22 protein-coding genes and 3 tRNA genes are annotated in these 21,391 nt (G+C 44.2%); 12 read left to right on the top strand and 13 right to left on the bottom strand.

What is annotated here, in order from left to right; genetic code table 11:
* Positions 1 to 104: 104 nt before the first annotated feature.
* The 5 genes from ACMXI2_RS12115 (at position 105) to ACMXI2_RS12095 (ending at position 4,270) form a co-directional block, all read left to right on the top strand.
* Entirely contained in the window at positions 105 to 488 is a 384-nt protein-coding gene (locus tag ACMXI2_RS12115) for a ribosomal maturation YjgA family protein (protein WP_483781838.1), read from the top strand.
* 28 nt (positions 489 to 516) lie between these two features.
* On the top strand, positions 517 to 879 hold the full coding sequence (locus ACMXI2_RS12110; protein ID WP_483781837.1) for a DUF1304 domain-containing protein: 363 nt from the start codon (positions 517 to 519) through the stop codon (positions 877 to 879).
* Between the two features lie 8 nt (positions 880 to 887).
* Positions 888 to 1,301: a hypothetical protein gene (locus ACMXI2_RS12105; protein WP_079471824.1), complete on the top strand. Its 414-nt coding sequence runs from the start codon at positions 888 to 890 to the stop codon at positions 1,299 to 1,301.
* A gap of 86 nt (positions 1,302 to 1,387) precedes the next feature.
* On the top strand, positions 1,388 to 3,514 hold the full coding sequence (tkt, locus tag ACMXI2_RS12100) for a transketolase (RefSeq protein WP_483781836.1): 2,127 nt from the start codon (positions 1,388 to 1,390) through the stop codon (positions 3,512 to 3,514).
* Between the two features lie 9 nt (positions 3,515 to 3,523).
* The gene (locus ACMXI2_RS12095; protein WP_483781835.1) at positions 3,524 to 4,270 is read left to right on the top strand and encodes an HAD-IIB family hydrolase; all 747 of its coding nucleotides are present in this window, start codon (positions 3,524 to 3,526) and stop codon (positions 4,268 to 4,270) included.
* Here ACMXI2_RS12095 and ACMXI2_RS12090 read toward each other — a convergent pair.
* From ACMXI2_RS12090 to ACMXI2_RS12045, 10 genes are all read right to left on the bottom strand, one after another.
* Positions 4,258 to 5,262 (bottom strand): glycoside hydrolase family 130 protein, encoded by a 1,005-nt coding sequence (locus ACMXI2_RS12090; RefSeq protein ID WP_483781834.1) that lies wholly within the window; start codon positions 5,260 to 5,262, stop codon positions 4,258 to 4,260. The genes ACMXI2_RS12095 and ACMXI2_RS12090 overlap by 13 nt on opposite strands.
* A 32-nt stretch (positions 5,263 to 5,294) precedes the next feature.
* Positions 5,295 to 5,567, bottom strand: a complete 273-nt coding sequence (locus tag ACMXI2_RS12085; protein WP_483781833.1) for a hypothetical protein — start codon at positions 5,565 to 5,567, stop codon at positions 5,295 to 5,297.
* A gap of 98 nt (positions 5,568 to 5,665) precedes the next feature.
* Complete coding sequence (locus ACMXI2_RS12080) at positions 5,666 to 8,263, bottom strand: cation-translocating P-type ATPase (protein WP_483781832.1); 2,598 nt, start codon at positions 8,261 to 8,263, stop codon at positions 5,666 to 5,668.
* 10 nt (positions 8,264 to 8,273) lie between these two features.
* Positions 8,274 to 9,284 carry a sodium:calcium antiporter gene (locus ACMXI2_RS12075; protein WP_483781831.1) on the bottom strand — a complete coding sequence of 337 codons (1,011 nt, stop codon included), beginning with the start codon at positions 9,282 to 9,284 and terminating at the stop codon, positions 8,274 to 8,276.
* A gap of 180 nt (positions 9,285 to 9,464) precedes the next feature.
* Positions 9,465 to 10,313 (bottom strand): universal stress protein, encoded by an 849-nt coding sequence (locus ACMXI2_RS12070; RefSeq protein WP_483781830.1) that lies wholly within the window; start codon positions 10,311 to 10,313, stop codon positions 9,465 to 9,467.
* Between the two features lie 45 nt (positions 10,314 to 10,358).
* The gene (locus tag ACMXI2_RS12065) at positions 10,359 to 11,210 is read right to left on the bottom strand and encodes a universal stress protein (RefSeq protein WP_483781829.1); all 852 of its coding nucleotides are present in this window, start codon (positions 11,208 to 11,210) and stop codon (positions 10,359 to 10,361) included.
* Positions 11,211 to 11,258: 48 nt separating this feature from the next.
* Positions 11,259 to 11,654: a hypothetical protein gene (locus ACMXI2_RS12060; protein WP_483781828.1), complete on the bottom strand. Its 396-nt coding sequence runs from the start codon at positions 11,652 to 11,654 to the stop codon at positions 11,259 to 11,261.
* A gap of 515 nt (positions 11,655 to 12,169) precedes the next feature.
* Positions 12,170 to 12,243 (bottom strand) — tRNA-Arg (locus ACMXI2_RS12055).
* A 145-nt stretch (positions 12,244 to 12,388) separates the two neighbouring features.
* A tRNA-Arg gene (locus ACMXI2_RS12050) sits at positions 12,389 to 12,462 on the bottom strand.
* Positions 12,463 to 12,600: 138 nt separating this feature from the next.
* On the bottom strand, positions 12,601 to 12,951 hold the full coding sequence (locus ACMXI2_RS12045) for a GNAT family N-acetyltransferase (protein WP_483782397.1): 351 nt from the start codon (positions 12,949 to 12,951) through the stop codon (positions 12,601 to 12,603).
* Between the two features lie 391 nt (positions 12,952 to 13,342).
* Between ACMXI2_RS12045 and ACMXI2_RS12040 the strand changes: the two genes are divergently transcribed.
* Complete coding sequence (locus ACMXI2_RS12040) at positions 13,343 to 14,458, top strand: Acg family FMN-binding oxidoreductase (RefSeq protein ID WP_483781827.1); 1,116 nt, start codon at positions 13,343 to 13,345, stop codon at positions 14,456 to 14,458.
* Between the two features lie 335 nt (positions 14,459 to 14,793).
* Here ACMXI2_RS12040 and ACMXI2_RS12035 read toward each other — a convergent pair.
* Positions 14,794 to 14,867, bottom strand: a tRNA-Arg gene (locus ACMXI2_RS12035).
* Positions 14,868 to 14,991: 124 nt separating this feature from the next.
* On the opposite strand from ACMXI2_RS12035, the gene ACMXI2_RS12030 reads away from it, so the two are divergent.
* Both ACMXI2_RS12030 and ACMXI2_RS12025 read left to right on the top strand, forming a co-directional pair.
* A complete protein-coding gene (locus ACMXI2_RS12030) occupies positions 14,992 to 15,465 on the top strand; it encodes a 23S rRNA (pseudouridine(1915)-N(3))-methyltransferase RlmH (RefSeq protein ID WP_483781826.1) in 474 nt (157 codons plus the stop codon).
* A 30-nt stretch (positions 15,466 to 15,495) separates the two neighbouring features.
* Entirely contained in the window at positions 15,496 to 16,116 is a 621-nt protein-coding gene (locus ACMXI2_RS12025; RefSeq protein WP_483781825.1) for a rhomboid family intramembrane serine protease, read from the top strand.
* Positions 16,117 to 16,162: 46 nt separating this feature from the next.
* Here ACMXI2_RS12025 and tilS read toward each other — a convergent pair whose 3' ends face one another.
* Both tilS and ACMXI2_RS12015 read right to left on the bottom strand, forming a co-directional pair.
* Positions 16,163 to 17,500, bottom strand: a complete 1,338-nt coding sequence (gene tilS, locus ACMXI2_RS12020) for a tRNA lysidine(34) synthetase TilS (RefSeq protein ID WP_483781824.1) — start codon at positions 17,498 to 17,500, stop codon at positions 16,163 to 16,165.
* A gap of 24 nt (positions 17,501 to 17,524) precedes the next feature.
* Positions 17,525 to 17,836 (bottom strand): hypothetical protein, encoded by a 312-nt coding sequence (locus ACMXI2_RS12015; RefSeq protein WP_483781823.1) that lies wholly within the window; start codon positions 17,834 to 17,836, stop codon positions 17,525 to 17,527.
* 136 nt (positions 17,837 to 17,972) lie between these two features.
* Here ACMXI2_RS12015 and ACMXI2_RS12010 point away from each other — a divergent pair, with 136 nt between their 5' ends.
* From ACMXI2_RS12010 to ispE, 4 genes are all read left to right on the top strand, one after another.
* Positions 17,973 to 18,713 (top strand): electron transfer flavoprotein subunit beta/FixA family protein, encoded by a 741-nt coding sequence (locus ACMXI2_RS12010; protein WP_111578129.1) that lies wholly within the window; start codon positions 17,973 to 17,975, stop codon positions 18,711 to 18,713.
* Positions 18,714 to 18,749: 36 nt separating this feature from the next.
* Complete coding sequence (locus ACMXI2_RS12005; RefSeq protein ID WP_483781822.1) at positions 18,750 to 19,721, top strand: electron transfer flavoprotein subunit alpha/FixB family protein; 972 nt, start codon at positions 18,750 to 18,752, stop codon at positions 19,719 to 19,721.
* Between the two features lie 189 nt (positions 19,722 to 19,910).
* Positions 19,911 to 20,510, top strand: a complete 600-nt coding sequence (locus ACMXI2_RS12000) for a bifunctional nuclease family protein (RefSeq protein WP_079471804.1) — start codon at positions 19,911 to 19,913, stop codon at positions 20,508 to 20,510.
* A gap of 69 nt (positions 20,511 to 20,579) precedes the next feature.
* Complete coding sequence (ispE, locus tag ACMXI2_RS11995; RefSeq protein ID WP_483781821.1) at positions 20,580 to 21,389, top strand: 4-(cytidine 5'-diphospho)-2-C-methyl-D-erythritol kinase; 810 nt, start codon at positions 20,580 to 20,582, stop codon at positions 21,387 to 21,389.
* Positions 21,390 to 21,391: the final 2 nt, after the last annotated feature.

The raw sequence follows: 21,391 nt of genomic DNA, 5'->3' as shown, positions 1-21,391 counted from the left end.
GCCCGGGTTATTGCATCGCGTAAGGGGCCGCAGGTCCCTTTTTCTCTCTCCTGACCACATTCATATTCCAGATTTCTTTGCTATATTTACCGCTTTTTTAACGTATGGTAGCAAAAAGGCGCTGGATTTACCTTTCCCTTATTTTACTGAATATCCCTTTAGGACTCGCCACCAGGTGGGCTCCTCAATATTTTCCTGACATCATACGTATATATGGAGGCGATGTATTATCTGCCACCTGTATCTTTTTTGGCATTCGCTTCCTTTTCCCGGTGGCCCCCCTGTGGAAAATTGGCATCAGCAACTACGTGGTTTGCCTGCTGATAGAAATACAACAGCTGTACCAGGCAGAATGGGCCGTGAAGTTCCGGAACACGCCTGCCGGCATCCTGCTGGGACATGGATTCCTGTGGAGCGACTGCGTATGTTATGCCATAGGCACCTTGCTGGCACTGGCAGTTGCCTGGCTTGCAGAAAGAATAATTTGACCTATATTTATTTATAAACCACAACACTATGCTGGTACTCATCAAAATACTGATCGCTTTTGTGATGCTGGAACATCTTTATATCCTTTGGTTTGAAATGTTCGCATGGACCAGCAGGGGACCTAAAATATTCAAGCAACTGCCCAAAGAGCTGTTTCCTCCTACCAAAGCCCTGGCGGCTAATCAGGGCCTGTACAACGGATTCCTGGCTGCAGGCCTCGCCTGGACCTTTTTTATTTCAGACCCGGTATGGAGCTTACGGGTAGCCACCTTCTTTTCAGGTTGTGTGGCCATTGCCGGTATATATGGAGCGCTTACCGCCGATAAAAAGATCTTTTTCGTACAGGCATTACCGGCATTGATCACCCTGTTGCTGATTATATTTTATTAAGATAAAACATGATAGAAGAATCAGACATACGGATAGGCAACTATGTATCCTACTTTGATTATAACATGGAAGAAACAGCCTTTGTAGTAGAAGGCATTTTGCAGGGCTTTGTGTATAATTCAGGACTGCCTCTCAGTAAACTCCCCTATGCAAAAGTAAACCCGATGGTGCTGGATGTGGACCTGCTGCTGAGATTTGGCTTTATCAAAGGAGATCCCGACTACGGCGAAGATGTAAATGTATATTCCCTGAAATATAACCGGCTGCACAGTGTACATATCAGGCACGAAAACGAAGTATTCCAGCCGCTTACAGATGCCGCAGAAGGACTGGTACCCTACGGCCGCGCCATTGTACATGTACACCAGTTACAAAACCTTTTTCACGCAGTTACCCGCGATGAACTGACCTTATTTGAGTAAGATCACTTCCATTTTCCCGGCTTGAACAACACGGGAATGCCTACGAAGCACAATAATACATTTTCTTTTACGGCAACCTTCTGCGCATGAAGTTTGTTGACCTATGTGTGATCATTTTTATACAAAAAAGGAATACCATGACCAACAACACTTCTCTTATTCCCAATCCTGCTGCGTTGGATGAACTATGTATCAATACGCTTCGCTTTTTATCGGTGGATGCCGTGCAGAAGGCAGACAGCGGACATCCGGGGCTGCCATTGGGAGCTGCGCCGATGGCCTATGTATTGTGGACCCGGTTCCTGCGCCACGACCCTTCAGATCCGCACTGGTTTAACCGCGACCGGTTTGTTTTATCTGCCGGGCATGGCTCTGCGTTGTTATATAGTTTGCTGCATGTTACCGGGTATGATTTACCGTTAGAAGAACTAAAACGATTCCGGCAATGGGGCAGTAAAACGCCGGGGCATCCCGAACGGGGGTTGGCGCCGGGCGTGGAAGTAACTACCGGTCCGCTTGGACAGGGATTTGCCAACGGTGTGGGCCTCGCTATGGCAGAAGCCTACCTGGCAGAGAAGTATAACCGTCCGGGTGATACAGTAATTGATCATTATACCTATGCGCTGGTGAGCGATGGCGACCTGATGGAAGGCGTGGCCTCCGAAGCCGCTTCCCTTGCCGGCCATTTACGGCTGGGCAAGCTGATCTATTTGTATGATGATAACCGGATTACCCTGGCATCTGCCACACCGGTTACCTTTACAGAAGATCACGCCAAACGGTTTGAATCATATGGATGGCATACCCAGAAAGTAGCGGACGGCAACGACCTGGAAGCCATTGATGAAGCAATTCGTAATGCGCAGGCGGAAACAGACCGTCCCTCTGTCATCCTGGTGCGCACGCATATTGGTTTTGGTTCCCCGAAACAGGATACCACCGGCGCACATGGTTCCCCATTGGGGCCTGAAGATGTAAAGCTGACGAAAGAGAAACTCGGCTGGCCGGTAGCACCGGATTTTTTAGTTCCTGCGGAAGCCCTGGATCATTTTCGTTCAGCCGTAGACGTTGGGAAAACATTATCTTCCAAATGGGAAGAGCAAATGATCATCTACGGACAAAAATACCCGGAGCTGGCAAAAGAATTACGTTCCCTGATACATGATCGTATTCCGGAGAACTGGGATAAAGATATCAGCCCATTCGCCGCAGATCCTAAAGGACTGGCTACCCGCGCTGCATCAGGAAAAGTGATACAGGCATTTTTCAAACATCTTCCCGGCTTCATCGGCGGCTCTGCGGATCTCAACACTTCCACCAACACTGAATTAAAGGATGCCGGTAATTTTGAAAGTCCGGCTATGAAGCAGGGCGACCTGCAGGGCGCAGCCGGCGGCGTATGGGGATACGATGGCAGGAACATCCAGTATGGGGTGCGCGAACATGCTATGGGCGCTATTTCCAACGGTCTCGCTGCACATGGCGGTATCATCCCCTATTGCGCCACCTTCCTCACCTTTTCGGATTATATGCGGCCATCTATCCGGCTGGCGGCACTTTCAGAGCTGAAGGTGATCTATGTTTTTACGCACGACAGTATTGCGATGGGAGAAGATGGCCCTACACACCAACCGGTGGAGCTACTGGCTGCACTTCGCGCCATACCTCACCTGGTAGTGATCCGCCCGGCAGATGCCAATGAAACCATTGCAGCCTGGCAGATTGCGATACTTGAACCGGACAAACCAGTGGCGTTGATCCTCTCCCGCCAGGCGGTGCCTACGCTGGATCGCAGCAAATATGCAGCAGCCAATGGCCTGCGTTATGGCGGTTACATCCTCGCAGATGCGCCCGATGCAAAACCTGAGCTGATCCTGATAGCCACCGGCGCTGAAGTGGATTTGATTGTGGCTGCGCAGGAAAAACTGCAAGCACTTCATATTGCCGTGCGCACCGTATCCATGCCCAGCTGGGAGCTGTTTGAGGCGCAGTCGCCGGCCTACCGCGACCAGATACTTCCACCTGATGTCACTAACAGGATAGTAGTGGAAGCGGGTATTTCACAGGGGTGGCACCGTTATGCGGGCGACAAAGGCGGGATTATATCCATCGACCACTTTGGCGCGTCCGCACCGGGACCTGTGTTGTTACGCGAGTTTGGATTTACTGCCGATAACATCTGCGAACACGCACTGGCCTTACTAAAAAAATAACCGCAACAAATGAAGAAGCTGGTGGTATTTGACCTTGATGGCACGTTGGCGCAAAGCAAGTCGGCCATTGATGAAGAAATGAGCGGATTATTATATTCACTCTTAACTGTGGCCCGGATGGCGATTATTTCCGGCGGCGCCTGGCCACAGTTTGAGCAGCAGGTACTGGCAAAACTGCCAGGCAAAAAAGGGCTGGAACGGTTATCCATTCTCCCTACCTGCGGCACGCAATTTTATAAGTATACCGGTAAATGGAATAAACTATATGCGGAAGATTTTACCACAGCAGAAAAAAAGAAAATAACCGATGCTTTGAAGGAAGTGGTAAACACGCTGGGCTACAAGGCTACCAAACTCTGGGGACCCGCTATTGAAGACCGCGGCAGCCAGATCACCTTTTCCGCGTTAGGACAGGAAGCACCACTGGAAGAAAAGAAGAAGTGGGACCCTGACTTTGTAAAGCGGCAAAAAATGAAAGCTTTGCTGGGTGACATCATTCCTGAATTTTCTGTGAGCCTGGGCGGCACCACTTCGGTGGATATCACTAAACCCGGCATCGACAAGGCTTATGGCATCCGTAAACTCCGGGACATTTTAGGTATCCCTATTAAAGAAATGTTGTTTGCGGGAGATGCCATTTTTCCCGGTGGCAATGATTACCCGGCAAAAGAAACCGGCGTAACCTGTATCAAAGTGCGTAACCCTGATGAAACGAAACGGGTAATAGAAACAATTATAGCCTGCTATGCAGGATAAGCCAGCAGCTCATTGAGCAATGCAGTTAAGCTGATGCTTCCGGTGGCGATCACCTCATCGCCGGCGCCATAATAAATATAGAGGGTATCGTTAAATACGACCGTGCCTGTAGGAAAACAAACATTGTCCACATCTCCCCTGATTTCCCAATCCCGCTCCGGCGCCAGTATGGGGTAAGGTAACCTCGCAATTTCCTTCATGGGGTCATCCAGATCGAACAATGCCGCGCAGCCAACGTATACATACCCTTCAGGCGTTTCATGCACACCGTGGTATATGAAAATCCAGCCATGCGGGGTTTCCACCGGCGGACAACCAGCGCCCACATAACTCATTTCATGCTTATACTTTGGCGTTAGTATGATATGATCCCGGAGATGGAGATAATAATCTTTCCAGAACCCCGGCGTGAGGTCCGTTATTTCGCTCACCGCCACCAGTTGTATATGCGGCTTTATACGGTGCAGAAAATAGAATTTGCCGTTAATCTTTCTTGGGAAAAAAACAACATCCTTATCCCATAAACGGGGATTAAAATCGTTGTACCGGATGTATTTTTCATCCAGTGGTGCATTGGTTTCCGCGAGCTGTTTAAACTCGGCAAAGTCCATCTGTGCCACTATCAGCCCATGTTTTTCAAACTGCAGGCCATCTGAAGAAGTGGCCAGTGCTGCACAGGCGCTCACCCCATCGTAAGCGGTATAGGTGAGGTAGTATAACCCGTCGATATGCACAATACGCGGGTCTTCCAACCCTTTGGCCTCGTAGTCGTATTCCGGAAATAAAATGGGTTTACCCAGGCGTTGTTCTATCGTGAGCGGATCGCTTAATTTACAAAAACCGATACTGGAGTGATTGCCTTTCTGCACTGCCCGGTAGTAAAAGAGCACCTGGTTTCCCGCGCGGATAGTGGCTGGATTCAGCACGCCTTCGTTTTCAAATTCCAGATCGCTCTGTTTCAGGAGTATGCCTTCTTTTTTGATCCGTATCATAATTCCCGGTTTCCTTTTGGGTAAAACAATTATCAGTTTGTCAGCAGGGAAACTTTATATTTTGGATAGTCCACCAGCAGCTTGTAAAAGATAGTATTTTTTACTGATCCGGAAACGATTACCTTATAAACGCCTTTTCTTCCGGTGGTAGCCCAGGCATAGTGCAGGCTGTCGATAAGCGCCTGATCGATGGTACACTCTCCTACCGTATAAAAGGCAAAGCCCCATTTTCCGGCAATGGCCTGCTCCATCTCCACTCTTTCAACATCCGGGAAGTCATAGGTAAGGAAATAAATGTATACCAAATATAAATAATACAATTAACGGGGACAGTCCAGTGTATATAAACCTGTATCCCGCCAACTTTACCAGGCGACAAAGAATTCTTCATTTCGTAATCGCATTATAAAAAAATCAATGCAGGACTTTGAGCTCTCCTTCGTTTTCTGAAAACTGCTTTCTCCAATTCAACAGCAAAAAACACCAGCGATGAAGCTGCGCCAACCAGCAAAAATTCGTTTAGCGTTAATGCTTCAGTTTGAAAGATGGGTTGAAAAAAGGGAAGATACGTGATAATAAACTGAAGCAGAAAAGCGATAAGCACTGCACTTATAAGCGGCTTATTAGAAAATATTCCTACACCAAAAAGGGATTGGGTTTCAGAGCGGATAGCCAAAACATGCCCCATCTGGCATAGGCATAGTACATTAAAAACAATAGTTTGCCAATGTAGACCATTTCGAATAGCCCATCCCTGAAGCGACAACGTAATGCCCGCCATCAACATTCCTACCCAGATCATGTGCAATCCACGACCGTTGGCAAAAACACTTTGCTGCGGAGGACGGGGTGGCCTGTTCATAATATTTTTTTCACCTTTTTCAAATGATAAAGAAATAGCTGGCAAACCGTCTGACACGAGGTTTATCCATAAAATATGTATTGGCAACAATGCCACAGGCAAACCGATTACAGGGCCTAACAGCAAGGTCCATAATTCACCGGAATTGGTTGTCATCAGGTATTTAATAAACTTAAGTATGTTATCATAAATTCTTCTACCCTCCCTCACCGCTTTTACGATTGTGGAAAAATTATCATCCATCAAAATCATGTGGGCTGCTTCCTTAGAAACGTCTGTTCCCGTAATCCCCATAGCTATACCAATATTTGCCCGTTTAAGAGAAGGCGCATCATTGACGCCATCACCTGTCATTGCTACATAATGACCTTTTTGTTGCAGTGCTTTTACGATCTGCAATTTTTGTTCAGGAGATACGCGGGCGTAAACCTTTATTTTTTCGGCTTTGGAAAGAAAAATGTCATTATCCATCGCCGCCAGTTCCTGACCTGTAACAACCAAATCCTCATCCCCACTTAAAATTCCTATGCGCTGTGCGATGGTTTTTGCAGTAAGGGGGTGGTCGCCTGTTATCATCACGGGTACAATACCTGCAGTTTTACATTGGGATACTGCCTCAAATACTTCTTCTCTTGGCGGATCAATAATTCCAGTTAAACCTAAAAATTGTAACCCTGTTTCGTGAGTTTCACTTTCTGGATTTTCAGGTATTCTATCCCAGTAGCGAAAGGCAAATCCCAGCACCCGCAAACCATTAGCAGCCATTACATCTATCTGGTTTTGCATAGCCTGAACGTCAACGTCAACGCATCGCTGCAACAAAATATCCGGAGCTCCTTTTGTGAAAGCAATTATTCGATCATCATGCTTATGAAAGGTTGTCATTAATTTTCGGTCGGCATCAAAAGCAATTTCGGCAATTCGTGGCCAGTCGCTTGTTTCAACATGTTGTTCAATCGCTACTTCCATTAAGGCAATTTCAGTGCTATCACCCTTTATATTACTATCCGCATCCTTGACTGCATCATTATTTAATGTAAATGCCTTTAGCATCAATTTCCCATATTCATGCTGTTCGAAAGAGGCCAGTTCTTTTCGTTCATACCGTTGTCCATTGACAAACAGTTCATCCACATGCATTTTGTTTTTGGTAAGGGTACCTGTTTTGTCAGTACAGATATAGGTAACGGATCCCAGGGTTTCTACTGCTGGCAATTTTCTGATAAGCGTGTTAAACCGGATCATTCTTTTAGCCGCCAGTGCCAGCGAAATGGTGATAACAGCAGGCAATGCTTCCGGGATAGCAGCAACAGCCAGTGAAATACTTGTCATAACCATTTTAATTACGTCCTCCCCCCGCAGCCAGCCTGCAACAAAAAATAAAACGCACAGGAATAATACCAATACTGATAGTTTTTTCCCAAACGAAGCCATGCGCTGCTGTAATGGTGTAAGGGGCTCTTCCTCCTGCAGCATGTTGGCTATCCGCCCAAGTTCTGTTTGCATACCAGTAGCAATTACTATGGCAGTACCCCGTCCGTATGTTACAAACGTTCCCTTGAAGGCCATATTCTTTCTATCTCCTACAGGCAAATCATCTATTTCCAATGAATGAACAATCTTATCGATGCCATGTGATTCGCCGGTCAGAGCAGCTTCTTCAATCTTCAGATTCACCGATTCAATGATCCGTACATCAGCCGGAACTGCATTACCGGCTTCTAATACAATTACGTCGCCAGGCACTAATCCCGTAGCTGGCATCCAGGTGCTTATCCCATCACGCAAAACCCTGGCCTGTGTAACAGCCATCTGCTTTAAAGCCTGCATAGCTTTTTCAGCGCGGTATTCCTGAAGAAATCCAATAATAGCGTTTAAGAAAACAATAATAAGAATAACGATTGTATCAGTAAGATCACCGATAATACCAGATATAATTGCTGCCGCCAGTAAAATCAAAATCATCACATCTCTGAATTGGGTTAGCAGCATAACAGCTATACTTTTCTTTTTCCCTTCCTGCAACTCGTTAGCGCCGTATTTCAGCAGTTTAGCATCAGCATCCGGTGTACTTAATCCCTGTGGCTTCGTATCCAGCAATTCATAAGTTTCTTCTATGTTTAATCTATGCCAGTTCATTCAGCCTGATTTAATTTTTCATGAATAAGTACATAATAAGTGACACGTATAGAAAAAGAAGGATGAAAGTATCCAGACTTAAAAGCCATAACTGTTTTTTCTTTGGCTTAAAAAGAAGCCCCAGCCCAACTACGGCAGTCATAATTATTGTTATGAATACCGATAATAAATGAGATGTTGATATATCTTTAAATAAAGAACCCTCCCTGTAAAAAACATCATCTATACCCAGGATAAACATATTAAATATATTGCTTCCCAATAAATTTCCTACAGCCATATCCAGTGCACCCATTCTTAGTGCAGCTAAGGAAACCACCAATTCAGGTAACGAAGTAGCGGCAGCTATAAATAATGTGCCGAAAAATGTATTGCCCAAACCGGTATGCGCTGCAATGTGTTCGCCAAAATAAGGAAGGAATACGGCAGCTCCTACCACAATCAGGGCATTCATGGCATACGCTCCGATTGCCTTTTTCAGGTCGGCAGATCGGGAGGCAGAGTGTAGGATAGTGGAGGGCGGCGATTCAATTAGTGCAGTATGTTCATATTTGAAAATACCCCACACAGCTACCAGGTAAATTGCAAAAAGTAAAAATGTAAAACTGCTTATCCACAAGAAAGACGGAATTTCATCAGACAGGTAAATCGCCATGCCTGCCACCATTAACAGAATGATTCCAAAAATAGCGGCAACAATATGGCTGGATTTGACTATAGAGAAAAGAGGTTTCTTATTACGGGCGTCCAGCACAGAAAGTATGAGCAAATTAAAAACACAACTGCCAAAAATATCACCGGCTGCCAGATCCGGAGCTTTAACAATAGCTACGGAACTTATACCTGTTATTAGTTCCGGTAACGAGGTGACGGACGCCATTAAGATAAGTCCTATCCATGCTTTTCCCATACCGGTAAGGTCAGCAATTTTATCGCCATAGAAAGAAAGTTTGGTTCCGCTGTAAATTATTACAGCAGCACATGCAACAAAACCAAGAATGTGCAGGTATAAATTCTCCATGGTTAAAATAATGGCCTTTAAAAAAAAGATTTAATTAGTTTGGATGCGATTTCTTCAAAATAAAATATCCCGCCAGACCTGCTATTACAGAGGCAAACAAAGACAAGCCCATTTATTTTGTTGAAAGGAAGAATATATTCTTTCATTGTATTAACTTTTATGATTTAGCAGACGCTTACCTTACTCTTCTTCTGGAATTACCAGCAAAGGTTTATTGGTTACATAAGCCATATTTTGTGTGAGGCTTTTTATAAAGAACTTTTCAAGAAATGTTTTCTTTCTCCTCACCATCGCCAGGATATCATAGGGAAACTTTTTATCCAGTGTTTCCATTGTTTCAGAGACGGAAGGTGTTTCCAACAGGTGAAATTTCATTTTGGATTCATTAAATTCTCTTTGAATAGAGAATGCGTAGGTATCAAAATCATTTTTTTCCTTTATTTTTTCTGATTCTGCGGTGTCAGTACTGAGAAAATGTAAAATGGTGATGTCTGCATTGTATAGTTTCGATATTGTTTCAATTATCCTTAAAGCCCGCTTATCTGAAGGTTGATAGTTGGTAGCAAAAACAAATTGCCGGGGCTCTTCCATTTTATATTTTGCAGGAACAAGTAATACCGGCAGATCCGACTTTTCTATAACCCGTGCCGCTATAGAACCTATGATTGTTTTTTTCAAGCCACTGGCTCCCTGCGTTCCCATTATTATCAGGTCAATGTAGTTATGTTCGGCAAAACCAAGGATATTGTCTATCAATGGCGAACGCCCAACAATGGTTGAAACAGCCACATCAGCAGCATCCCCCATTACTTTCTTTTTTAGCCGTTGCAGCCTCTTCGCAATATTGGCTTCGTTTTGCGTATTATATTGTTTCCGGGTTTCCTCAGTACCTATAAAAGTGCTTTCCACCGGTATATAAGTGTGATAGAGGATAACCGTTCCCCTGGCTTTTGCTGCTATATCAACAGCAAAGCGGAAAGCTTTTTCAGCAGTAGGGGAAAAGTCTGTAGGCACTAATATTCGTTTCATGTTATATCAGCTTATAGAAGTAACGTATTTCGATTACCCGCCTTCTCATTTTGCCGGAATAGCCAGCAGTGGAATGTTGATATGATAACTCATCTTTTTTGTTTTACTGGGGTTGAATATCCTTCTCCAGATATTTTCTTCTTTCTGATAAGTAATCATCACCAGTATATCTATGCCTTTTTCCTTAATATGTTTCTGAAGGGTTTCTTCAAACTCCAATCCGTACAAATGTGTGGCAATAAGTGTTTCCTCCTTGTACCGTTGTTTGAGTAGGTTTTCATATTGTGGTGTTTTGCGGATATGCTCCATGTAAGTAGCGGCTTTGTCATCATCTTCGTCTGTAAATACAGCCACCTGCACCTGCGCCATATATAGATCTGCCAACTCAAAAATATAATCAAGTATGGCTGGTTCCTTTTCAAAACGATTCGTTGCAATCAGGAATGTTTCCGGTTTCTTCCATTCGTATTCATAAGGTATCGCCATAACTGGTATGCCGACACTCCCTATAATGGATGCAGTCTTGCTACCCAGGATCTTTTCTTTAAACCCGCTTGCTCCTAATGTGCCCATTACAATCAGGTCAGCATTTACTGCAATGGCTGTTTGTACCACTGCCTCTTTTACTGCTCCCTTGAATATCCTGGTTGCAACAACAACTTCCTCCGCTTCTTCAATGCTTTTTTTTACCTGCTCCAGTTGCTTTTCCATATCATCCCGTACAGATTGGTTGAATTCTTTGCGTACCCCCATATAGTCGGTATAAATGTCTCCTGCTAAATCGTAGGCATGGAGCAAGATGATTTCTGCCGGGAGTATTTTAGCAGATTGAACTGCAAAGTCAATTGCATTATTAGCACAAGCAGAAAAATCAGTAGGAACCAATATCTTTTTCATTTTAGTTATTTTATCATTGTTGTCCGACTAAAATCGGGTTAAAATTGTCTATATTCCTTTTTGTTCTCCAATAATCCCAGTTCTGGCTTCAGCACGGCTGTTACAAAGTAGCTCCACCAGCTTGGGACTTCCGGTTACAAAAACAGGCTTTCCGGTTTCGGGGCTGATTACCACCACCGAAATCATACAGTTCAGACTTCTTTTTATCTTAAACGTGGTAAAGGAAATTGGCCTCACCAATAAATCACTGTTTTTAAGACCGGGAGCTGCCACTTCAACGGTAAAAGCATCTGGAGTTTCCACCACATTCATCAATGGAACCGAGGACCCTTCATGCGATTGTTGCAGCGCTGTGCATATTTCATCCATAGTAAGCGGCGCTGGTATATATTCGCCGGGATAAGTACAATGTGATCCGGTGATATTTAATTTCAAGTATGTCATAGCACTGCTTTGAAGAGGTTCAATTTAATTTTATAAACACGAAAACCCCATGATGTGAATCAAGAACATAGATGATACCTGTCATGCTAAATGGACGGAAGAATGTTTCAACAGGTAAGAAATGGGAAGGAAAGGCTGTATAACCTCAAAAAAGAATCAACCGATTAGCAGTTAAGAGCGTTTCTTATTTGCTCTTCTTGCGGTAAAATATTAACCGGTACCCTGGAAGTTAAATTGTTTGATGCTGGTAGGGCTATCGACAATATCAGCGAATTACTGGACAAAGCCCCCGGCACGCTTCGAAAGATTAATTGCCTGTATATGGACGGAGATATGAGGAAAAAGCAAGCGTGAGATCATCGGTTCGATATTCCCGGAAAATCTCGTTTTTGACTGAATGAATTATGGAACCACTCGACTGAACGAGGCCGTTAATATGATATACAGTCTGGGCAAGGGTTTCAGCAAAAATAAAAATGGACAAACCAGCCTTAATACTGATTTGTCCAATTCAGTGACCTCATCTGGATTCAAACCAGAAACCTTTTGATTCGTAGTCAAATGCTCTATTCAGTTGAGCTATGAAGCCGTTTCCCCGTTTCGGGATTGCAAATGTAGAACAATTTCTTATTCTAACAAATTATTTTTCAATTTTTTATACCTGAGCGCTTTTCTTCAGATTTTTTCTTTTGACAGAAAATGCTGCATTAACTGCAGCATTTTCTGTCTTTTTGTGACCTCATCTGGATTCAAACCAGAAACCTTTTGATTCGTAGTCAAATGCTCTATTCAGTTGAGCTATGAAGCCATTTCCCCGTTTGGGATTGCAAATGTAGGAATTGTTTTAAATTAAACAAAAAAAATTAGCTCTATTTTTCCAGAAGGCTATCGTTAACGGGTATACGCAGCTTATGTAAATAGCTATAATGTCCTGGCATCATGAACACTACTCAAAAAATTCATGCGCATATTCAACTGTTCCTGTAATCCCTTCCAGCCCTTTCGGGACAAGTTCCACAGCCATACAATTTTCCGCAGGAACTTCAAAGGGTAAGGAAATACCGAAGCTAACTGTTGGCACGTAACCGAATTTCGGGTAATATTCAGCATGTCCCAGTAATAGTACTGATTTGTGGCCTGATTCAACTGCGATACGATGCGCAGCCATAATCAATTTCCCACCAATTCCTCGTCCCTGGAAATCAGGATCTACAGCTACGGGAGCTAAAGCCAATGATGGCCATTCATTGCTGCCGTTTTTGATGCTGAGCTTTGTCTGTAAAATGTATCCAACAATATCTTCTATCGTTGTAGAAGCGAAAATCGTTAATTTTGAAACGACAGATGCTCTTGATCCGGTATTTTATAAAAGGAAACCGGCTAAAAAAGGAAACCCCAGGCATCGCGCAGGTTTTTTCTCTCTTCTTGTGACGCCGTCAGGACAATTCCCGAACCGGTTTCATGAGCAATTGAAGGCTTTATATGAATTAAATAAATTGATAACCACATAATTATAATTATCTTGAAGCCCATCTGGATGGCAGTTATGTTGGGTATTAGCAATAAGGCAATGGAATAAAATAGTCAATAGAGAACATTCGGGGGCTGTACTAATTCTGAACGGGTATATAGAAGATTTACGCAAGGTTTGACGATACTGCCCACAAAATGGCATAAATAAAGCAATCATGAACAGAAGAAATTTCATTTCTATTGCAGGAATTACCATTATAGTAGCAGGAGGAGCGTATTACCTATCAACCGACAAAAGCAATTTTGTAAGAGCGGATGTTAAAGATGATTCATCCGGGAATATTCCTCTTAAAGATGACGAACGGGCTATTTTGTACTTAGCCTCACTTGCCCCAAGCGGACATAATACGCAACCATGGTTTGTTAAATATATTGAACCTTATCATTGGATTATTGGCAACGATAAAAGCAAATGGCTATCAGGTGTTGACCCAACTCAACGGGAAACAATTTTATCTATAGGTGCTTTTCTGCAAAATTTAGAATATGCCGCAAGTAAATCAGGGTATGCCTGCCAATTTACTTTGCTGGCAACTACCAATCAGGATGAAAATGTGGTAGAAGTTAAATTGATCCAGGCAATCAATTCAATAAAATACGACATTCAAAAAATTAAACAGCGAAGAACCTTACGGTCAAATTATTTGAGTGATATTTTAAAGAAAGAAGATATCGCTTACTTAACAGACAATGAACCTGATTGCATCCACTACATTCCAAATTCATCAAAAGAATGTCAATGGCTGAATGAACAAACCATTGAGGCAAACAGAATTCAGGCTTACCGTGATGATGCCGAAAAAGAATTGGCAACCTGGATACGTTTTTCAAGTAAAGATGCTAAAGCGCATTGCGATGGATTAACTATTGCAAGTATGGAAATAGAAGGCGTTGCAGCATGGTATCTAAGAAATTTCTATGGAGAATCTGATGTAATGAAAAATAGTTTTAGAGACAAAAGTATTGACAGCGTGAAAAAGCAAGTTGATAAATCGGCAGGCTGGTTACTCATTACAAGTAATGATAATTCGGTAGCAACATTGCTGGAAACGGGAAAAAGGCTTCAGAGATTACTTTTGAAAATCCGGGAAAGACACATTGCCATTCACCCTATGACACAAATTCTGGAAGAATCCGCAACCAGGCAAATATTACATTCATCTATCGGCATTAACGATAACATACAATTTATTTTGCGGACTGGTTATGTAACAAATTACCCGCAACCTGTTTCACTTCGGAGACGTGTTGATTTGTTTGTGCATATATAAACTTTGACGCATCATGCAAAATGATTACCATTAACCAGGCATCCAAATGTATATGCGCCTGTATGGGTTTCGGGAGGCAATAGATCGAGTTGGTTAACATTCTCTTTTTTACATCCCCCATATTAAAACAGCTTTCTCAGAGAATTTGTGAGTAGTTGGTGAAATTTATTTTTGAGCGAACATTATTGCAAAATATTTTTTTGAAATAAAGCTGAGGTACGCAAAAGTCGTTTTGGGGCAAATAAGTTTATATAAAAAAATAAAACAGGAATGATGCTATAAAATGTAAAACCCCGCTTACACAGCGGGGTTCGATTTGAGAACTTACTTTCTTGTGACCCCGTCAGGATTCAAACCTGAAACCTTCTGATCCGTAGTCAGATGCTCTATTCAATTGAGCTACGGAGCCATGTATTTATGAATGGACGCCAAAGGTAGGAGATTTTTTGAAAATCCCAAATAGTTGTTAAAAAATCTCCGCAATCTTCTGATTTACACTTACTTTTACAACAATTGTTTAATTATTATAAGAAGTGAAAATTCAACTCTGGAGCATAGGAAAAGAACATGATCCCTACATCAGGGATGGGATGGCTGTTTTTCAGAAGAGACTGCAGCATTACGTGGATTTTGAGGTAAAACTGATCCCAACGGTAAAGCAGGCGGCCAGTTTATCTGTTCCTGAATTGAAGAAACAGGAAGCAAAAATTATCCTGGATATGTTGCAGCCCACCGATTTTCTGCTGGCGCTGGATGAGAAGGGAAAAATGATGACCACCATGCAGTTTGCAGACTTCCTGCAACAACGCAATAACGCAGGTACGCGGCAGCTCATCATATTAATTGGCGGCGCATTTGGGATCGACGATGCCGTGCTGCAAAGAGCCCAGCTGAAAATGTCTCTGTCCCCGCTTACTTTCCCGCATCAACTGGTACGTCTCATTTTTGCTGAACAATTGTATCGTGCCTATACAGTTTTAAACAGAGAAAAGTATCATCATCAATAAGTACCTTTACCATCTAAATAAAACGGTTATATGACGCTTTCCATCAGTTTGATCATTATCATTATTACCTGTCTTGTTTCCTATACTGCCCTTAAAAACTATGACCAGCTGGACAAGATGAGCCTGCAGCCCTATATGGTACAACGTTACAAACAATATTACCGCTTTATTACTTCAGGGTTTGTCCATGCCGATTTACAGCATCTCATTTTCAATATGCTTACGTTATTTTTCTTTGGTCCGGCCATTGAAAATTTATTTATGCAGCTTTTTCACAGCAAGCTGGTTTATATTTTATACTATATACTGGGAATCATTGTTGCGAATATTCCATCTTATATAAAGCACCGGAACAACTCCAGTTATTCTTCGATTGGGGCTTCCGGGGCTATCTCCGCGGTAGTGTTTACAGCCATCATGATAGATCCGTGGAATACGATCTTTCTGTTTTTCATCCCTATCCCTGCTGTAATTTATGGCGTTTTATTCCTCGCTTTATCGGCGTACATGTCGAGAAAAGGCGGAGACAATATCAACCATGATGCACATATGTGGGGCGCATTATTTGGCATCATATTTCCACTGATCTTCCATCCTGAACTGGGCACCTATTTCCTGGAGATGCTCATGCATCCAAGATTCGGACGATAAATGAAACAGCCGGCAGTGTTGGTACTCCACTCCTGCCGGCTGATTGTTATTTCGCAAAAGCGATACTAAGCATTGTTTTCGTTTTGGGAGTAATCTTCACACGGTCATCTACCCGCATTCCTACCAGCCACACAATACGTTTGTTGGATTCCAGCACCCATACGTTTTCTTTTTGCGGCATTGATAACTTCTGATCAATCAGGAAACGGCTTACCTTCTTCTTTTTAGGCATACCCAGCGGGTAAAAGTAATCGCCCTGTTTCCATTTTCTCAGGATCAGCGGAAAGCTAACCTGCCCGGCATCCAGCCAGGCAATTTCCGGCGCTGTTGGAATACCGGCATTGCCCCGCTCCTGCTCACGGATCTGTAATTGCCCGCCGCCGAAGTGAATGTGTTGTTGCCCCGCTTCAATCACCACCAGCGGCGACGCTTCCGTTGCCAGCGGGGTAATGAGCAGCCATTGGCGGTTACGCACTATGCGGTGACTGGCAGTATCAACATATCTGCCGGACTCACTTTCCAGCAATGACAATACCTGCTGCGTTTGCGCAGAAGAACAGCCAAAAGTACGGAACAGTTCCCAGGCAATTGTTTGCAGCGGAATTGTTTTCTGCAGCTTCAGCACAGGCACCATCCAGGTATTTCCCTGCTGAAACAGCAGCCGTTTACGGTGCTTTGTCAATGCTTCCTGGTAAAGGGTTTCCGCCTCCTTCATCCGTTCGATGGTAGCCGACATATTTTTCACCACACCGGGAAACACTTCCTGTAAGCGTGGGATTACCTGGTGACGAAAATAATTACGTGTATACTTATCAGTTATATTGGAGCTGTCTTCTACAAAAGATATACTATTCATAGCAGCATAAGCTACGAGCCTGTCTTTCTCCGTAAATAACAACGGCCGGATCAGATACTCCTGCTTTGGCAGAATACCATGCAGGCCGGCGATGCCGGTACCTTTTGCAAAATTCATCAGCGCTGTTTCCACGCTGTCCTGCATATGATGGGCAGTAGCCACATACGCATATCCTTCAGCAGCGCGTACTTCTTCCAGCCATTGATAGCGTAGTTCGCGGGCGGCTACCTGTATGGCTACACGATGCCTGGCCGCATAGGCATTGGTATCGAATTTTATCACATGCAGCGGCAGTTCCAGGGTCGCAGCCATCTTCCGCACAAAGGCTTCATCCCGTTCAGATTCTTCGCCCCGCAGCTGAAAGTTGCAGTGGGCAATACCGGCACGGTAACCGGCATTTTTAAACAACCAGGCCATTACGATGGAATCCACACCGCCGCTTACGGCCAGCAGCACCTTTTGTGCAGGATCAAATAATTGCCGGCGGGAGATATAAGCAGCGAAATCAGTTACTAGATGTTGAGGCATGCGTTGTTTGTTGGATTAATAATATCAGTATACCAGGTCTTCGTAGGCCGACTGTAATTCGTTGTATGCATGTCTTTCATTACCTGCTTTAGCCATTGCCATCCCTTTTTCATAGGTGCTGATGGCGGCGGCATTATCACCTGCCCGTTCCAGTAACTTCCCCAGGTGATAATAAGAGCCTACATAGCCGGGTTCATGAGCCAGCAGTTCTTCGAACAACTGCCTGGCGGTTACATCGTCGTTGAGCTTAATATATTCCAGTGCCAACGCATGCTTCAGGAAGCTGTCGTTTGGTGTGGCTGCCAGGAACTGCCTTATTTGTGCGATTCTGTCCATTCTGTTTGTTATTATTTAATTGTACAATATGTCGACCACTGACACTGATTAAAATCATCTTCCCTTCCTGCGGTTGGCTTATATTATTTAGATATATTTGCTATTACCGCATTTTAAAACAAAACAGTTTAAGGCCATGAAGATTTTAGTATGTATCAGCAAAACTCCGGACACGACTGCAAAAATAGCTTTCACGGACAATAACACGAAATTCAATGAGGCTGGTGTACAGTTTATTATTAACCCATACGATGAATGGTATGCATTGGTAAGGGCGCTGGAGTTGAAAGAAACCATAGGGGCAGATGTGCATCTCATTACGGTAGGCGGTGCAGATTGTGATCCGGTGATCCGAAAGGCCCTTGCTTTGGGCGGAGACGAGGCCTTCCGCGTAAATGCGGATAGTGCAGACAGTTACTATATTGCATCGCAGATAGCTGCGCATGCAAAGGATAAACAATACGATATTATTTTTACCGGGAAAGAAACCATTGATTACAATGGTTCCGGCATAGGCGGTATGGTGGCGGAGCTGCTGGAACTGCCCTATGTATCCATTGCCGCCAAATTTGACCTGAATGGTACAGTAGCTACTGTTAACAGGGAAATAGAAGGTGGAGAAGAAGTATGTGAAGTATCGCTGCCGGTAGTTGTTTCCTGCCAGAAAGGAATGGCAGAAGCCCGGATCCCCAATATGCGCGGTATTATGGCCGCCAGAACCAAACCCCTGACGGTGGTGGAACCTGTTGCTGCAGATGCCCTCACTTCCGTAGTAAGCTTTGAACTGCCTCCTGCAAAGGCCGGCGTTAAGCTGATCAGTCCTGATAACGTGGACGAACTGGTGAAATTACTCCACGAAGAAGCCAAAGTGATCTAAGGGTAAACTATCTCTCAACTACTAATTAAATTATTCATGTCTATATTAATATTCGCCGACCAGGCACAGGGTAAAATCAAGAAAGCGGCGCTGGAAGCCGTGCAATATGGCGCTAAAGTGGCTGAACAGCTGGGTACTACTGCTACAGCGCTGGTACTGGGTCCTGTTGACGCTGCCGAGCTGACCGCACTGGGCAACTATGGCGCACAGAAAGTTTTACACGCCTCAGATGCCCGCTTACATGAAGTGGAAAGCATTGTATATACCAAAGCCATTGCTGAAGCAGCAGAAAAAGAAGGCAGTAAGGTGCTGATCTTCCCTCATAATTTTGATGGTAAAGCCATTGCGCCAAGAGTATCTGCCAGGCTGAAAGCGGGTCTGGTAGCTGGCGCCATCTCCTATCCGGATACGACCAATGGATTTGTGGTAAAGAAGAACGTATTCTCCGGGAAGGCTTTTGCCAATATCAATATTACTTCTGATAAGAAAGTGATTGCTATTATACCCAATACTTTCCCTGTGAACCCGGGAACTGCCACTGCCACAGTAGAAGCCTTCTCTCCCGCTATCAGCGATGCTGATTTTAAAGTGAAGGTGGTGAAAACTGAAACCGTAAGCGGTGAAGTGCCATTAACGGAAGCTGAGGTAATTGTAAGTGGCGGCCGTGGTATGAAGGGCCCTGAAAACTGGGGGATCCTGGAAGACCTGGCAAAGGCGCTGGGAGCTGCAACCGCAAGTTCCCGCCCGGTAGCCGATGCCGGCTGGCGTCCGCATCATGAGCATGTGGGTCAGACTGGTTTAACGGTGCGTCCCAACCTTTACATCGCGGTGGGTATTTCCGGCGCTATCCAGCACCTGGCCGGTGTAAACGGCAGCAAGGTGATTGTGGTCATTAACAAGGACCCGGAAGCGCCTTTTTTCAAGGCGGCAGATTATGGCATAGTAGGTGATGCATTTGAAATAGTGCCCAGGCTTACGGAAGCTGTGAAAAAACTGAAACAGCGCTAAGCAAACGTGTTACGGTATAAGAATTACGAATGAGGTATTCAATTTTTAAGATCGTGTTGATTTTTCATTCGTAATTCCTGTACCGTAATTCTTATATCATAGATTTATCATTATAGATTTTTTTTAGATAAGGAATATTTTTCTAACTTCACGGTCTTACAAACTATTCAGCGACAACGCAAGACAGATATGAGAAAAATAGAACTGGAAATAGTTGCTTTATCGCACAGCATTACGCAGACTCATTCATATGCCGTGGTACTGGGAGAAGTAAACGGTTTGCGCCGTTTACCTATTGTGATTGGTGGCTTTGAAGCGCAGGCGATTGCAGTAGCTCTGGAAAAAATGCAACCAAGCCGGCCTTTAACACACGACCTGATGAAAAACTTTATGAACGCCTTTAATGTAGAATTACAGGAGGTGGTCATCAGTAATCTGCAGGAAGGCATTTTTTACTCAAAGCTTATCTGTTCTAACAACGATGAAACAATAGAGATAGATTCCAGGACATCGGATGCACTGGCCCTCGCAGTTCGCTTTGGATGCCCTATTTATACTTTTGAAAATATCCTCAACAGCGCAGGGATCCTGCTGGATGACCCTGCCGGTAAAAAAACCAATAAGCCGGTAACCCCTACTATTTCAGAGCATGAGAAAGGTGTGGAAGATGACCTGAAAGCACTGAATGTAGAGGAATTAACTACCCTGTTACAAGAAGTGCTGGAACAGGAAGATTATATCCGTGCCATCGCTATCCGCGATGAGATCAACAGCCGCAAAAGCAAATAACTTTTTATTTTATATACTCCCCTGCAGCCGGCGGTGTAAAAACTGTAGCTGTTGGTTTGCTGTGCAATTATGATTGTATTTCCAAACTGTAAAATAAACCTGGGCCTGCATATTACCGGTAAGCGCCCCGACGGTTTCCATAACCTGGAAACCATCTTCTACCCCCTGCCTGTTAATGATGCATTGGAGGCAATTACCCATACCCAACTTCAGTTTGAAAGCAGCGGCATTCCGGTTCCCGGTGATGCAGCTGATAATCTTTGTATACGGGCATTCCGGTTATTGCAGGCCGACTTTCCGCAGCTGCAGCCGGTGAACATTCATTTGCTGAAAAACATACCCATTGGCGCCGGCCTGGGTGGTGGTTCGGCAGATGCCGCATTTATGCTGCAGCTCCTGAACCAGAAATACCAGATGGGGCTTTCTGAAACTGCGCTGGTGAACTATGCTGCTCAGCTGGGTAGCGACTGCCCCTTTTTTATTGTCAATAAGCCTTGTTATGCTACCGGGCGTGGAGAAATCATGGAGGAGATAACGCTGGATCTGTCGGGCTATTCCTTTTTGCTGGTGTATCCGGGTATTCATGTAAATACGGGCTGGGCATTTAAGCAACTCATTCCGGGTGCCCCGGTTCATTCGCTCCGGGCAGCGATCCAACTGCCGGTGGAGGAATGGAACGATGTAGTGACAAACGATTTTGAGGCGCCGGTGTTCCTGGCGCATGCTGTACTGGGGGGGATAAAGGAGCAGATGTATGCTTCCGGGGCGATATATGCAGCGATGAGTGGCAGCGGTTCCGCGATATTCGGGATATATCCTAAAAACAAAATAGCTGACATCCTGTGGGATGCCAGCTACCGGGTATTTACTATCAGGTAAGT

The sequence above is a fragment of the Chitinophaga sp. G7 BAM 1005 genome, from assembly GCF_057126945.1.
The sequence above is the reverse complement of the archived record's forward strand: the minus strand, read 5'-3'. Positions and strand labels throughout refer to the sequence as shown.

Excerpts from the sequence above, each read along its gene's own strand:
- ACMXI2_RS12025 (WP_483781825.1), top strand. The coding sequence starts at position 15,496 with ATGACGCTTTCCATCAGTTTGATCATTATCATTATTACCTGTCTTGTT.
- ACMXI2_RS12070 (WP_483781830.1), bottom strand. The coding sequence starts at position 10,313 with ATGAAACGAATATTAGTGCCTACAGACTTTTCCCCTACTGCTGAAAAA.
- ACMXI2_RS12040 (WP_483781827.1), top strand. The coding sequence starts at position 13,343 with ATGAACAGAAGAAATTTCATTTCTATTGCAGGAATTACCATTATAGTA.
- tilS (WP_483781824.1), bottom strand. The coding sequence starts at position 17,500 with ATGCCTCAACATCTAGTAACTGATTTCGCTGCTTATATCTCCCGCCGG.
- ACMXI2_RS12095 (WP_483781835.1), top strand. The coding sequence starts at position 3,524 with ATGAAGAAGCTGGTGGTATTTGACCTTGATGGCACGTTGGCGCAAAGC.
- ACMXI2_RS12060 (WP_483781828.1), bottom strand. The coding sequence starts at position 11,654 with ATGACATACTTGAAATTAAATATCACCGGATCACATTGTACTTATCCC.
- ACMXI2_RS12110 (WP_483781837.1), top strand. The coding sequence starts at position 517 with ATGCTGGTACTCATCAAAATACTGATCGCTTTTGTGATGCTGGAACAT.
- ACMXI2_RS12105 (WP_079471824.1), top strand. The coding sequence starts at position 888 with ATGATAGAAGAATCAGACATACGGATAGGCAACTATGTATCCTACTTT.
- ACMXI2_RS12075 (WP_483781831.1), bottom strand. The coding sequence starts at position 9,284 with ATGGAGAATTTATACCTGCACATTCTTGGTTTTGTTGCATGTGCTGCT.
- ACMXI2_RS12115 (WP_483781838.1), top strand. The coding sequence starts at position 105 with ATGGTAGCAAAAAGGCGCTGGATTTACCTTTCCCTTATTTTACTGAAT.
- ACMXI2_RS12065 (WP_483781829.1), bottom strand. The coding sequence starts at position 11,210 with ATGAAAAAGATATTGGTTCCTACTGATTTTTCTGCTTGTGCTAATAAT.
- ACMXI2_RS12010 (WP_111578129.1), top strand. The coding sequence starts at position 17,973 with ATGAAGATTTTAGTATGTATCAGCAAAACTCCGGACACGACTGCAAAA.
- ACMXI2_RS12000 (WP_079471804.1), top strand. The coding sequence starts at position 19,911 with ATGAGAAAAATAGAACTGGAAATAGTTGCTTTATCGCACAGCATTACG.
- tkt (WP_483781836.1), top strand. The coding sequence starts at position 1,388 with ATGAAGTTTGTTGACCTATGTGTGATCATTTTTATACAAAAAAGGAAT.
- ACMXI2_RS12015 (WP_483781823.1), bottom strand. The coding sequence starts at position 17,836 with ATGGACAGAATCGCACAAATAAGGCAGTTCCTGGCAGCCACACCAAAC.
- ispE (WP_483781821.1), top strand. The coding sequence starts at position 20,580 with ATGATTGTATTTCCAAACTGTAAAATAAACCTGGGCCTGCATATTACC.
- ACMXI2_RS12090 (WP_483781834.1), bottom strand. The coding sequence starts at position 5,262 with ATGATACGGATCAAAAAAGAAGGCATACTCCTGAAACAGAGCGATCTG.
- ACMXI2_RS12080 (WP_483781832.1), bottom strand. The coding sequence starts at position 8,263 with ATGAACTGGCATAGATTAAACATAGAAGAAACTTATGAATTGCTGGAT.
- ACMXI2_RS12005 (WP_483781822.1), top strand. The coding sequence starts at position 18,750 with ATGTCTATATTAATATTCGCCGACCAGGCACAGGGTAAAATCAAGAAA.